The organism is Bacillus sp. PK3-067, from assembly GCF_056738645.1.
Genome location: NZ_CP096491.1, coordinates 15547 through 28599 on the forward strand (window position 1 = coordinate 15547; position 13053 = coordinate 28599).

Annotated in this window: 12 protein-coding genes; 9 read left to right on the top strand and 3 right to left on the bottom strand. The window is 30.9% G+C overall.

Annotated features, from left to right (window positions below):
* Positions 1-61 precede the first annotated feature (61 nt).
* Together M1D73_RS27940 and M1D73_RS27945 are read left to right on the top strand one after the other, a co-directional pair.
* Complete coding sequence (locus M1D73_RS27940; RefSeq protein ID WP_098212957.1) at positions 62-223, top strand: aspartyl-phosphate phosphatase Spo0E family protein; 162 nt, start codon at positions 62-64, stop codon at positions 221-223.
* Between the two features lie 218 nt (positions 224-441).
* Positions 442-1560 carry a TIGR04053 family radical SAM/SPASM domain-containing protein gene (locus M1D73_RS27945; RefSeq protein WP_142292992.1) on the top strand — a complete coding sequence of 373 codons (1119 nt, stop codon included), beginning with the start codon at positions 442-444 and terminating at the stop codon, positions 1558-1560.
* A gap of 120 nt (positions 1561-1680) precedes the next feature.
* On the opposite strand, the gene nrdG is transcribed toward M1D73_RS27945, so the two are convergent.
* Together nrdG and M1D73_RS27955 are read right to left on the bottom strand one after the other, a co-directional pair.
* Positions 1681-2130: an anaerobic ribonucleoside-triphosphate reductase activating protein gene (gene nrdG / locus M1D73_RS27950; protein WP_098212956.1), complete on the bottom strand. Its 450-nt coding sequence runs from the start codon at positions 2128-2130 to the stop codon at positions 1681-1683.
* On the bottom strand, positions 2127-3992 hold the full coding sequence (locus tag M1D73_RS27955; protein ID WP_098212955.1) for an anaerobic ribonucleoside triphosphate reductase: 1866 nt from the start codon (positions 3990-3992) through the stop codon (positions 2127-2129). The genes nrdG and M1D73_RS27955 overlap by 4 nt, the downstream gene beginning before the upstream one ends.
* A gap of 542 nt (positions 3993-4534) precedes the next feature.
* On the opposite strand from M1D73_RS27955, the gene M1D73_RS27960 reads away from it, so the two are divergent.
* The 6 genes from M1D73_RS27960 to M1D73_RS27985 all read left to right on the top strand — a co-directional run bounded on the left by M1D73_RS27960 (position 4535) and on the right by M1D73_RS27985 (position 9948).
* Entirely contained in the window at positions 4535-5260 is a 726-nt protein-coding gene (locus tag M1D73_RS27960) for a YwiC-like family protein (RefSeq protein ID WP_098212954.1), read from the top strand.
* Positions 5261-5372: 112 nt separating this feature from the next.
* Complete coding sequence (locus M1D73_RS27965) at positions 5373-6080, top strand: class I SAM-dependent methyltransferase (protein WP_098212953.1); 708 nt, start codon at positions 5373-5375, stop codon at positions 6078-6080.
* 145 nt (positions 6081-6225) lie between these two features.
* A complete protein-coding gene (locus M1D73_RS27970; protein ID WP_349917455.1) occupies positions 6226-7461 on the top strand; it encodes an FprA family A-type flavoprotein in 1236 nt (411 codons plus the stop codon).
* 21 nt (positions 7462-7482) lie between these two features.
* Positions 7483-8697, top strand: a complete 1215-nt coding sequence (locus M1D73_RS27975; RefSeq protein WP_098212951.1) for an NAD(P)/FAD-dependent oxidoreductase — start codon at positions 7483-7485, stop codon at positions 8695-8697.
* 25 nt (positions 8698-8722) lie between these two features.
* Complete coding sequence (rd, locus tag M1D73_RS27980) at positions 8723-8887, top strand: rubredoxin (RefSeq protein WP_000759867.1); 165 nt, start codon at positions 8723-8725, stop codon at positions 8885-8887.
* A 353-nt stretch (positions 8888-9240) separates the two neighbouring features.
* Positions 9241-9948: a Crp/Fnr family transcriptional regulator gene (locus tag M1D73_RS27985; protein ID WP_098212950.1), complete on the top strand. Its 708-nt coding sequence runs from the start codon at positions 9241-9243 to the stop codon at positions 9946-9948.
* Positions 9949-10287: 339 nt separating this feature from the next.
* Here M1D73_RS27985 and M1D73_RS27990 read toward each other — a convergent pair whose 3' ends face one another.
* Positions 10288-11220, bottom strand: coding sequence for an FAD-dependent oxidoreductase (locus tag M1D73_RS27990; protein WP_098212949.1), 933 nt, complete (start codon positions 11218-11220; stop codon positions 10288-10290).
* Between the two features lie 629 nt (positions 11221-11849).
* On the opposite strand from M1D73_RS27990, the gene M1D73_RS27995 reads away from it, so the two are divergent.
* The gene (locus M1D73_RS27995; protein ID WP_349917456.1) at positions 11850-12698 is read left to right on the top strand and encodes a formate/nitrite transporter family protein; all 849 of its coding nucleotides are present in this window, start codon (positions 11850-11852) and stop codon (positions 12696-12698) included.
* The last annotated feature ends 355 nt before the right edge of the window (positions 12699-13053 follow it).

Genomic DNA, 13053 nt, shown 5'->3' on the forward strand with positions numbered 1-13053 from the left:
ATCTAACAAAAATGCTGCCTAGATGACCTGTATGTAGGTAAGACGGGATTGTACAAAAACTATGTCTAATTATAAGAAGTTAAATCAAGTAATTGAAAAAAAAGAAGAATTAATATCGCTTGTTAAGCAGTATGGATTCACTCATGAAAAGGTAATTTGTTATAGTAGAGAATTGGATTTATTAATATATTATTTGATGAAATCTAATAGAAATAATAAGTAAATCAAATTTATATAAAAAAGAAATAAAATATAAATATTTAAGATATTTTTAAAATAAAAAGCACTCACCTATAAATAGGAGAGTGCTTTTTTATCTTAATTTCATCTATTTTGGTTATGGATTTTTAAATGCTAAAAACTTATGCGTGATAAATCTCACAACATAAATGCACATATAATTTTACAATATAGTATGTAAGTTGATGGGAGGCTTTCTTTTTGATAAATCGTGATTATAATAAAAACCCATTTATTGTAATATGGGAGTTAACAAGAGCATGTGAATTAAAATGTCTACATTGTCGTGCTGAAGCTCAGCATTATCGTGATCCTTTTGAGTTAACATTAGAAGAAGGAAAAAAACTAATTGATGATATATATGAAATGGATAATCCGATGCTGGTTTTTACTGGTGGGGATCCATTAATGCGTTCGGATATATATGATATTGCTGAATATGCGGTGAAGAAAGGTATTCGGGTTTCCATGACACCCAGTGCTACTCCAAAGGTTACTAAAGAAGCGATAAAAAAAGCAAAAGATGTTGGGATTGCTAGATGGGCATTTAGTATAGATGGACCAACAGCTGAAGTACACGATCATTTTAGGGGAACAGAGGGGTCATTTAAATTAACAATGGATGCAATTCATCATTTAAATGAATTAAAAATCCCTATTCAAATTAATACAGTTGTTTCTAATTATAATTTGAGTGTACTTAAAGATATGGCAAATTTAGTAGAAGAATTAGGTTGTGTGTTGTGGAGTGTATTTTTCTTAGTCCCAACAGGACGTGGTAAAGAGAAAGATATGATTTCACCAATTCAACATGAAAGAGTGTTCCGCTGGCTATACCAGCTAAGCAGAACTGTTTCTTTTGATATAAAAACCACAGCTGCTCAGCACTATAGACGCGTTGTTCTTCAAGAAAAAATGAAGGGAATTAAAAAGATAGATCAAATTATTCAATATAGAGATGTATTGATGGAAGGGATGACGGACGGAATTAATGAATTTGGACGCGCTCCAAAAGGAGTAAATGATGGAAATGGAGTTGTATTTATTTCTCATATTGGAGATGTATACCCAAGTGGGCTATTACCGATTAAAACCGGGAATATTAAATCAACACCGATAGCTGAAATTTATCGAAACTCTCCTGTTTTTCAAAGCCTTCGTAATCCAGACAATTATAAAGGCAAATGCGGTGTTTGTGAGTTTCGATATGTTTGTGGGGGATCTCGTTCTAGGGCATTTGCGATGACGGGGGATTACATGGAAAGCGAACCTTTTTGTGTATATGTTCCAAAAGCATTGCAAAAAAAGTGTAAGAATTGAGCATGGCCCTTTTTATAAATTTTTTTATTGTGTATTTCCAGTATTTATGAGCAAATACTTTCTGCTCATAAATATTGGATTAGTGATAACGAATAATCGAAAAAAGCAAGGGAATTATATTTATTTTAGGCGTATAATACGTTGATTTGAGCTTCCGCGAAATGGAAGAGTCAAATCTCTTTTTTCGATTTCAAATCTTCCATCAACTAAAACATCCCCATAATGTAACAGCTCAATCATATCTTTGTTTTGTGAATTCTGTATCTCTTCTAGTGTATAACCAGTGTAAATCCAAAGATTTTTGTTTAAGCTTTTTACAGCTTTTGCAACTTCTTTGACCTCGATAGTTTGAAAAAATGGGTCACCCCCTGAAAATGTTACATCAGTTAGAGGATTTTTGGAAATTTCTTTTATAATTTCTTTCACACTCATCTCGGTCCCATTATAAAGATTCCATGATTTGGGGTTATGGCAACCTAAACAATGATGCGGACAACCGGCAAAAAACACAACTGTCCGTAACCCTTCACCATCTACTACACTATCATGAATAATATTCATTACCTTCATTTATGTTTCACACGATCTGCTTCTTCACTACGCTTTGCATTGTTCCATTTTGACATGTCCCCTACAAGATATCCAGTAATACGGCGAATTCTTTCAATATGATGATCTTCTATATTTCCACAGCTAGGGCACTCATTTTCAATCACTCCATTATAGTCACAACATTTACAACGATCCACTGGGTGATTAATTGAACCATATCCTACTTCATACTGTGCCATTGCTTGAACAATCTGTTTTAAAGCCATTTGATTATGCGCTGCCGCCCCATCTAGTTCAATATACGTAATATGACCACCGTTGCAAAGAGCATGAAACGGTCCTTCTAAACGTATTTTATTAATTGCTTGAATAGGATAATAAACTGGAATATGAAATGAATTTGTATAGTAATCATGATCGGTTACACCTGTAATAGTTCCAAAATCAGCACGATCCTTTTTGATGAACTTCCCTGATAGTCCCTCGGCAGGAGTTGCAATTAAGGTAAAATTCAAGCAATGCTCTTTTGTTGCTTGGTCCATCTTATTTCTCATAAAGGTAACAATTTCTTTTCCAAGTTGCCATGAATCTTTATCTTCCCCATGGTGTTTTCCTGTTAAGGCAACCAAGCATTCCGCAAGTCCAATAAAACCAAGGCTCAATGTTCCTTGCTTTAAAATCTCAGTAACTGAGTCTTCTGGTTGTAGTTTTTCTCCATTGCGCCAAATCCCTTGTGAATATAGGAATTGAAAATCTCTTGCTTTTTTTGTACATTGATATGAATATCTTTCTAGCAATTGACGAATGCCAAGTTTGATATAATGATTTAACGATTTGAAAAATCCTTCTTTTGAATCATTTATTAAAGCCAATTTTACTAGATTAATAGAGGTAAATGATAGATTTCCTCTGCCAATTGCTGTCTCCTCACCATGAATATTAGACATCACACGAGTACGACACCCCATATAACATACTTCACTTTCTGGGTGCCCATTATAATACGCTGCATTAAATGGCGCATCTAAAAATGAAAAGTTAGGGAACAATCGCTTCGCTGTTGTTTCTAATGCAAGTTCAAATAAATCATAATTTGGATCTTTTTCTTCAAAATTTACACCTTTTTTTAACTTAAAAATTTGAATGGGGAAAATAGGCGTTTCGCTTTTTCCTAATCCCGCTTGTGTTGCCTGTAGTAATTGTTTAATTAATAGTCTTCCTTCCTTTGATGTGTCCGTTCCGTAATTAATTGAAATAAACGGAACTTGTCCACCACCACGGCTATGCATACTATTGGAATTATGAATAAATGCTTCACATGCTTGATATGTATCGTTTTCTGTTTCTCTCCATGCAAACACTTCGATTTGTTCCTTTGTTAGCGGATAGTCTATTAACTTTTTCTTGTTTTTTTCAAATGTTTTCCTCACATAGGGTGCTAAATCTATATCAAACATGGCAAGAGATTGCCCACCATGCTGCATATTTTGATTAGCTTGAAGAATAATAGACGAGAGTGCTAATGCACTTTTAATATCTTGTGGTTGTCTCATATGGCCATGTCCAGTGTGGAACCCTTTTTTCAGCAATTGTGCTAAAGGGATTTGTGAACACGTGGTTGTTCCTGTTGCATAAAAATCTAAATCGTGTGGGTATAAAATATTTTGATTAATAGCTTCTTTTACTTGTTTAGAAAGCAAATGTTCCCTTACATAAAGTTTTGCACTCTCTGATGCAAATGTTCCCATCATTCCCATTGGAGATCGACCATCAACATTTGCATTTTCTTGCATTAAGTCTTGATCGTTACTGTTTATAATTTTATCAAAAGTTGTCCATAAAGTATTTTTTTGCTGTTTTACATTGTCTGAGTTGTTCATCAAATTCACTCCCTCTCAATATATAGTGTCTGATATCGATAAATGATACTATATACAGTGCGTTTCTGCAATGGTACTAATAAATGAAGTATGTAATCTTTTCTGTTTAGAAGAGACTAAATCTAGAAGTTTATCGTATTACCTTGCTCATAAAAAATGAAAAGATATAGAATGATTCAATTATTTATAGATAAAAATTCTTTTGTTTTAGGTTCAAAGAGTGAGGATATCAATAGAGAGTAAAAACACACTGAACAATGTTTTATTTTATAAAATAAAAGGAATAAAAATAGAATGCAGTGATTTCACGCACAGTATTTTTTAAAAACATAGTTTATCTTATAAGAGAAGAGTGAGTATGAGAAATTCATTATATTTTACTATTTGGGATGCGTATTCCCTAAATTGGTGGAGTATGATTACCAGTGGGGGGATTCTCTCACTGGTAAAGTTTTTTATCTATAAATTTAATGATATATATGCTACTTATTATCATTCTTACGTAACATTTTGATAAAAAATTAAATGTGAGGTGTGGAAGAATGAAGTTAATTATTCCAAAGCAGCATGGAGCCTGGGGAATGCTGCTTATTCCATTTGTTTTAGGTATTTTAACTGGTAAATGGACATGGTATCATATACCTCTTTTTTTAGCGTGGTTTTTTGTGTATTTAGCTACATATCCCTTATTAATGTATGTAAAACAGCCGCGAAAGAAGTATTATTTATATTATTTTTTTCTTTACTTTGGTGAGGCTTGTATATGTGCAGCTATTGCTCTTAGTTATGAATGGCGTATAGTTTACTTTTCTATTATTATGCTCCCGTTTTTTTGTATAAACATTTATTTTTCTAGCAAAAAAAATGAACGAGCCTTATTAAATGATGTATGTGCAATTCTTTTGTTTTGTATAGGGGGCATTATAAGTTATTACTTCACAATGAAAACAGTCGATAAAAATATATTGATAATAGCGACTATAACATTTTTATATTTTATAGGAAGTACGTTTTATGTAAAAACAATGATACGTGAAAAAAAGAATCCAACGTATCGCATTCTGTCATGGTGGTACCATTTATTACTTGTGATTGTTACGCTTATTTTATCACCAACGATTACCATTATTTTTATCCCAAGTTTGATACGGTCTATAGTACTGTATGGAAGGAATATTTCAATCTTAAATGTGGGGATTTTAGAGAGTATAAATGCTATTTACGTTTTTATTACAACAATAATAGTATTTAAATATTTTGTCTCGTAAAGACTAATAATGATTCATATTGTTTATATTATATTCATATATTAATTAGTTCGGATTAATTGTTGTATTAATGTTTTCTCCAATCCTGGATGTAGAAAGGAATGTATAAATAATGACTTTTTACCAAAAATTAATGCCGTATTATGATGAAATTTTTCCAGAAAATGAAAAACAATTGAATTTTATTGCTTCATATTTACAAGAGGGGGACTCCGTAATTGATGTAGGTGCGGCAACAGGGAATGTGGCTAATGCATTAGTTGAAAAAGGAATGATTGTAACTGCGATGGAACCAGAGAAGAAAATGGCTGATAAAATTTCTGAGAAGGCTATAACCCATAAGGGAAGACTTTTTGTAAATACACTTAGAATGCAGCAAATAGACGATGTGCCTGGGATATTTGATGGTATTTATTGTATTGGAAATACGTTGGTTCATTTGGACAATGTACAGGAAATTACTGATTTCATTCAACGTTCTTTTAAAAAACTTAAGAAAAATGGAAAGTTCATAGTTCAAATTGTAAACTATGAAAAAGTATTAAATCAAAAAAATTTCATATTTCCAGTAATTAAGAAAGAACATTTCTCATTCAAACGAGATTATGTAATAGAGAGAAACAAGGTGCTATTTACTGTAACATTAAATACAAGTGGTGAAGAATTCTCAAATAGTATAGAGTTATATCCAATTACAAAAAAACAATTACTTCCCATATTAATAGATTGTGGATTTGAGTCAGTAGAAACTTACGCTAATTTTGATAAAAAAATATATTCACTTGATGGTCCTGCATTAGTAATTGTAGCAACAAAATAAATTAAAAAAACACCTGAGTAGAAAACTGTTACTCAGGTGTTTTTTTATTAATTTTTTAAAATGTGATTCTAGTCCTCTTTTAATTATAAAAAAGTTTATATAATTCAGTGGTAAATCGAATCTGATTGAGGAGGAATTGAGTTATATGGGCAAAGAAATTAAGTTAACTAAAGATATATATTGGGTAGGAAAAGTTGATAATAGAGAAGTTCCATTTCATCGTTTAATCTTAGCAAAAGGAACAACTTATAACGCGTACTTGCTAAAAACGGAAAAACCAACAGTGATTGATACAGTTGATATAGAGTTTGGAAGAGAATTTGTAGAATCATTAAGTAAATTAATTGATCCACAAGAAATTCAGTATATTGTAGTGAATCATACAGAACCCGACCATTCAGGGGGATTGGCAGCATTAGCATCAAGAGCTACTAATGCAACGATTGTATGTACAGAAATTGCAGTACCAGAAATACAAGAGATGTATAAGCTGCATAATCGAAAGTTTTTAATAGTAAAAGACGGTGATACATTAGATATTGGTGGAAAAACATTGAAATTTAAAGAAACGCCATATCTTCATACTGAAGAAACAATGATTACCTACTGTGTAGAGGATAAAATTTTATTTCCTTGTGATATTTTTAGTACTCATATAGCAAATGACGAGATTTTCAGTGATAAAGCGAATGTAGATATTACGGAAGATTTTATTGGCTATTATAATGCCATTATCCATCCACATAGAAGATATGTAAGAACATTAATAGAAGCTCTAAAAGATTTGGATGTACAAATGATTGCACCATCTCATGGCTACATTTTACGTCAGGATATACAGAAGTATATTAAATTATATGCGGATATGAGTAGAGATACGAATCAAGATAAGAAAGTAACAATTGTATATACAACAATTAAAAATAATACAAAAAAAGTAGCAAATATTATTAAAGAAACTTTAGAAGCAGATAATATTCATGTATCAGTATTTAACGTTGATAAATCAAAAAAATTAGAGGTTTTAAAGAGTATTCAAGAAGCAGATGCAGTCTTTATAGGATCTTCAACTAGATATGCAGATATGATTGGTAATTTAGAAGACATTTTAAAAGAAATGACAGAAATGAACCTAGAAGGGAAAATTGCAGCTTCATTCGGTTCATATGGTTGGAGTGGAGAGGCAATAGAGGTGATACAAGATTACCTCAATGAAACAAATATGAATGTACAAAGCACATCAAAAGTTATCAAATCTACAGGTATGACTCATGTTGAATTTCCTATTCGGATTAGATTCTCTCCAAGAGATGAGGGAAAAGTAAAGAAAATCCAACATGCAACAACATTTGTTACAGATTTATTATTGAGTTCTATTTAATAGAAAAATGGAGGTGAAAACATGGAAAAGAATTTTGTTATTATTGGAAGTGGTGTAGCCGCTGTAAATGCCGCTAAAACTATTAGAGAGTATGATAAAGGATCAAATATATTTATTTTTGGTGAAGAGCCATCACTACCGTATAAAAGAATTAAATTATCAAAGGATCTGTATTCAGATTTACACAATGAAAAAGTGTTAATTAAAAAGAAAAAGTGGTATCAAGATAATCACATATCAGTTTTTATAAATACAAAGGTGGTAAAAATTAATACAGATGAGCAATTTATTGTTACATCCAATGAAGCGGTATTTTCTTATCATAAACTATTAATTTGTACAGGAGCGAATAATAGAAGATTAGAGATAAATGGAATTAATAAAAAAAATATTTTTACTATTAGGGACATGAAAGAAGCAGATGAGCTTAAAAGTCATTTAGAGAACAAAGAAAGTGTTGTGACCATTGGTGGGGGTGTACAAGGGTTAGAAACAGCATGGTCTATTCTGAAAGCTGGTAAAAAGGTATCCATTGTAGAAGTAGCTCCTTTATTAATGAGAAGACAATTAGATACAAAATCTTCGCTTCTCTTGAAACGAAAAATTGAAAAGGAAGGGGTAAAGGTGTATTTAAATACTTCTATTGATTCTATTCTCGGGAAAGAATCTGTAACTGGCATAAAGATGAACGACAATTCTCAAATTAATTGTGATAGTATTGTTTACTCAATTGGCGTTACTCCGAACACTAAACTTGTACATGATACTGCTATTAAATTAAATAGAGGTATTGTTGTAGATGAGAAGATGAGAACAAATATAGACTCCGTATACGCTGCGGGAGATGTTGCAGAAGTAAATAATGAAATTGAAGGCTTATGGGGGACTGCCTTGGAACAAGGAAGAGTAGCAGGTAGTAATATGGTCTCTAAAACTGCCATTTATAAAAAAGAAATTCCAACCACTATTTTTAACGCATTCAATGTATCTTTATTTTCAATTGGAGTTGTTAATGAAGAGCAATGTGATAAAACAATTGTTGAAGAAGACGGTAAGGATAAGTATACAAGGTTATTTATTAAGGATAATAAAATAGTCGGTTTGATTTCATTAGAAGGAGTTGCTGCATCTATTCCTTACAAATCTGCGATTGAAAAGCATGTATCGTTAGAAGGAATAGATTTATTAAATACAAACATAAGTGAAATAATGAGCAAGTTAAAAGAAAAAATATAAAGCTGTACAAAAAGGAGAGGAAATCATGAAAAAATACATTTGTTTACCATGTGGATATATTTATAACCCAGAGGTAGGGGATCCAGATGAGGATATAGAACCAGGAACAAGTTTCGAAGATTTACCAGAGGACTGGGTTTGTCCTGTGTGCGGAGAAGATAAAAATCATTTTGCACCACTAGATGAATAAGAAGGAAAAAACAATGAGAATACTGCACAGTATTCTCATTGTTTTTTATATTTTTGAATGTGATTCTGGTCACAGAAATATTCTTTAAAAAATTCTATAATAATTATGTAGCAGATACTTATACCGATTCAGCCATTCTCGGTACACTCTATATGGCCCTGGCGCCACCCTTTCTCCTCAGGGACATATTTTTCTATGCCATATCAAAATATGTTTATGAGGATAGTGTATATCACTGTCTTCATAAACATATAGTTGTGATTTGGGTCACTGCAATATTTGATAAAAATGTCTATAATAACCTTGGATATCATTATATTTTTAATTCTATAGTTAGAGTAAGGTGAGAAAATATGGACGATAATCATAAAAAATCAAGAGAGCTTTGTCCAAGAAAAGTACTAATTTTTAAGACCCTTTCCGAAGAGGAAATTGGTAATATAGCTTCAATGACAAAACATAGGAAGTTTAAAAAGGGCCAGCCATTAATTCTTGAGGGAGATAAATCAGATACATTATTTATTATTAATAGTGGACAAGTAAAGCTATGTACATTAACTCTTCAAGGGAAAGAGCAAATATTGCATATACTAACAAGTGGTGAATCCTTTTGTGAATTAAATATATTTAATTATGATGAAAAAAGTAATTTTAGTGCATATGCTATAGAAGATACTCATATCTGTATGCTAAAAAAAGAAAATATGGATTATATAATGGAACGAAATCCAAGTATTGCATTAAAGTTGTTAAAAGTTGTCACAAAACGTTTAGCTAAGATAGAGAATTTAGTGCAAAATTTAGCTACAAACAATCCTGAAGTTAGAATTGCTCACATACTATTGGAGTTTTGTGATAAATATGGAAAAAGTACTGAGGATGGAATACTTATTAACTTGCCATTGACACGAGAGGAATTGGCAAATTATGCGGGTGTAACAAGAGAGACTATTAGTCGTAAATTGAATAAGTTTGAAAGTTTAGGACTCATGGCCTCTGTTGGAAATAAGAAAATAATAATAAAAAATCAGTTAGCTATTAGAAGACTTATCAGTTTCTGACAAAAGCCCCCTTTCTCAGAATATAAAAGAGGAGTTATTACAAATTAGCAAGTATTTTAATTGTATAAATTCTTAAAATCATTATATATGAGGAAATCACAAAAAAGGGAATATGTGTTACCAATCGGTTTAATTGATAAGGTATGGATTTTTTGAGCCACAAAATATCACATGCCTTATAATCAAACTTAATTTAATACGTAACGGGGTTGCAAATGTGTCAATATTAAAGTGTTCTCTTTAACACGTTTTCAAAGGTTTAAAACTCTTCTTAAACAATGATTAAGAAGAGTTTTTTAGATAAAAGTTATAAAGAATTAGTTTTAATTAACTAAGAAATTATGCAAAAAGAGTATTTGTCTGTACATTTGTTATATGCTCGGCTAATACAGTAGCTTGTGCATGGAGGGGGGCTGGAAATCCTAATGTAATCCCATTGTGTTCAGTGCATTCACCAATTGCATAAATTAATTTATCATTTGTTTGCATATGCTTATTAACAACTATGCCACGTTTAACATGTAAGCCAGCTTTTTCTGCTAAATGTGTATTAGGTCGCCTACCAATAGGTATTACAATTAAATCATATTTTTTAATAGTGCCATCTTCGAATTGAATCCCCTCTGCGTAGTCTGTACCTAGGATTTTAACCGTGTTTTTTTCCATGAGAAATTGAATTCCTTTTGCTTTTAGCTTGTTACATAGTGATGAACAATCCAATATATCTTGTTTTGCCATTAAGTGTGAACTGAAATGAACTACGTGGACGTCTATTCCAAAATCAAATAATTTTTGTGCAATTTTTAGACCGAGCATGCCATTGCCAATAATAATAGCTTTCTTTGCATGCTTCTTAATATTTAATAGAAATTGGATTTCTTCAGTTGTTCTAAGTTTATTTACTCCAAATAATTGTAGTCCTTTAACGGGAAAAATAAAAGCAGTAGATCCTGTTGCAATGATGAGTTTATCGTAGAAAACAATACGGCGTTTATCTGTAACAATGACCTCGTCCTCACGATCAATTTCTATTACTTTTTCGTTTGTAAAAAGCTTAATATTATGTTGTTTGTACCAATTATATTGCTTTTGTATTCTATTTTTAATATCTAAATTTAAAGAAATAGTGTTTATTTGATTGTAGAGAGGATAGAGTTCATCACTGAAAATAGAAATGCTATACATATTAGGATTTTGTATTAAAATCTGTTCAATACAACGTAAACTAGATATACTATTACCGATAATTACTAAGCGTTTTCGTTTTCTCATATCAATTTCTCCTTTTTATTGTGAAGTATTGAGCAATGATGTTCGTTCATATTATAACAATTTTAAAAAGCAGATTGCTTGATATATAGTTTATTTTAAAATATGTCACAAATTATCTTTATTCGGGTAATGAGATACAAAGATGATCCCATTAAACTCATAGGTTAGAGGCAAATTTTAAAAATGTTACTAAGATATTTCAGATGGAAAATGTTGAATATGTTTGCTGATAGTAGTATTTCTTCAATTTTTAAAGAATAACGCATACAAACACACTGTAACCTTATAATTAAAGCTTTTTTATGTATAAATGCGAATAATTTCCTGATAGGTCCCTATACAAGTAAGTAAAAATTAAGATGGAGTGTTTTTCCTAAACATGATAAATTAAAACTTTCTATACCAGATTAATTATTCTTTTATTCTATATTGACTAGGTATATTCGTGTATTATGCACCTTCTAGGATTTAGTGAATATAGCAGATTGCACATCATTTGAATCATTTTGTAAAGTGAGTATGTTTATTTTGTGAAATATTGAACAAAATCTTGAAAGTGAATATTGAAACATGTAGTTTATTCTTAGGATTATTTATAAAAACCATGAATTAAAGGAGTGTGTAATTTTATGTTAGAACAAGGGATAGCTGATGCTATAAAACTTGCACAAAAGAAGAAACAAATATTAGATATAACCCCAATACAATATTTTGTTCGTGCATTACTAGCCGGCATCTATATTGGATTTATTATAGTATTATGTTTTAAATTAGGGGATTTTTTTCACGTTGTAAATTCACCTGCAACTTATTTAAGTGCTTCTTTATTTTTTGGAATTGCACTTATATTAATAATATATGGTGGAGCGGAATTATTTACTGGGAATACAATGTATTTTACAATTTCGACCTTACGAAAAAAAACAACGGTCTCAGATACTTGTCGTAACTGGGGTGCTTGTTTTTTAGGTAATCTGGTAGGTGCAATATTTTTTGCGTTATTATTTTATGGTACTGGTATTTTTGATCAAATTGAATATGAACATTTGATAAGTAATGTTGTTGAAGTAAAAATGAATACACCGACAATACAGCTATTTTTCAAAGCTATTTTATGTAATTGGCTTGTTTGTCTAGCATGCTTCCTTCCTTCTCAAGTAAAAGGGGATACAGCAAAAATAATTGTTATGATGTTATTGGTTTTTACATTCTTTTTATCTGGATATGAACATAGCATTGCAAATTTATCGCTATTTGCAATCTCCCTGGTATCGCCACATCCCAATACTATTTCTTTTAGTGGGGCTATTTATAATTTAATTCCAGTTACAATTGGAAATATTATTGGTGGATCTGTATTTGTTGGCATGGTATATCATTATATAACCCAAAACAACCCTACAGCTGAACAGAAGGGCGATTTAGTTGAATCTCAATGTGAGGAAAACATCCCATTACAAACACAAATAAAAATTTGAGCTACTAATATAATCATTTTCGTATAAAAATAACATAATTATTTTGAATGTTATTTTTATATAAGTTGGCTTAATTAGCTGGAAATACCGTTTTAATAATTCTTTTAAATATATTTTTTTCTTTTATAAAATATATTATTTGTTTTTGTTAGACATATAAGGGAAGAGAAATATACAAAAAACATTCACAACTTATGTGACTTAAATTTGTTAATATAAAATGCAAGATCACATGTCAAATTTATTACAGAAAACTCTAAAAAATTAGTGGGGGGTTTATTAGAAAATGAATTTTGAAAAAGTTTATTTGGTATAGAAGTGCTTTTAGGGGGTTATTGCTAAAATAGGTGAGATA

What these genes read in the sequence shown, in the direction of transcription:
- M1D73_RS27940 (WP_098212957.1), top strand. Translation starts at nt 62, where the DNA reads ATGTCTAATTATAAGAAGTTAAATCAAGTAATTGAAAAAAAAGAAGAA.
- nrdG (WP_098212956.1), bottom strand. Translation starts at nt 2,130, where the DNA reads ATGAAGGTAATGAATATTATTCATGATAGTGTAGTAGATGGTGAAGGG.
- M1D73_RS27955 (WP_098212955.1), bottom strand. Translation starts at nt 3,992, where the DNA reads ATGAACAACTCAGACAATGTAAAACAGCAAAAAAATACTTTATGGACA.
- M1D73_RS27960 (WP_098212954.1), top strand. Translation starts at nt 4,535, where the DNA reads ATGAAGTTAATTATTCCAAAGCAGCATGGAGCCTGGGGAATGCTGCTT.
- M1D73_RS27965 (WP_098212953.1), top strand. Translation starts at nt 5,373, where the DNA reads ATGACTTTTTACCAAAAATTAATGCCGTATTATGATGAAATTTTTCCA.
- M1D73_RS27970 (WP_349917455.1), top strand. Translation starts at nt 6,226, where the DNA reads ATGGGCAAAGAAATTAAGTTAACTAAAGATATATATTGGGTAGGAAAA.
- M1D73_RS27975 (WP_098212951.1), top strand. Translation starts at nt 7,483, where the DNA reads ATGGAAAAGAATTTTGTTATTATTGGAAGTGGTGTAGCCGCTGTAAAT.
- rd (WP_000759867.1), top strand. Translation starts at nt 8,723, where the DNA reads ATGAAAAAATACATTTGTTTACCATGTGGATATATTTATAACCCAGAG.
- M1D73_RS27985 (WP_098212950.1), top strand. Translation starts at nt 9,241, where the DNA reads ATGGACGATAATCATAAAAAATCAAGAGAGCTTTGTCCAAGAAAAGTA.
- M1D73_RS27990 (WP_098212949.1), bottom strand. Translation starts at nt 11,220, where the DNA reads ATGAGAAAACGAAAACGCTTAGTAATTATCGGTAATAGTATATCTAGT.
- M1D73_RS27995 (WP_349917456.1), top strand. Translation starts at nt 11,850, where the DNA reads ATGTTAGAACAAGGGATAGCTGATGCTATAAAACTTGCACAAAAGAAG.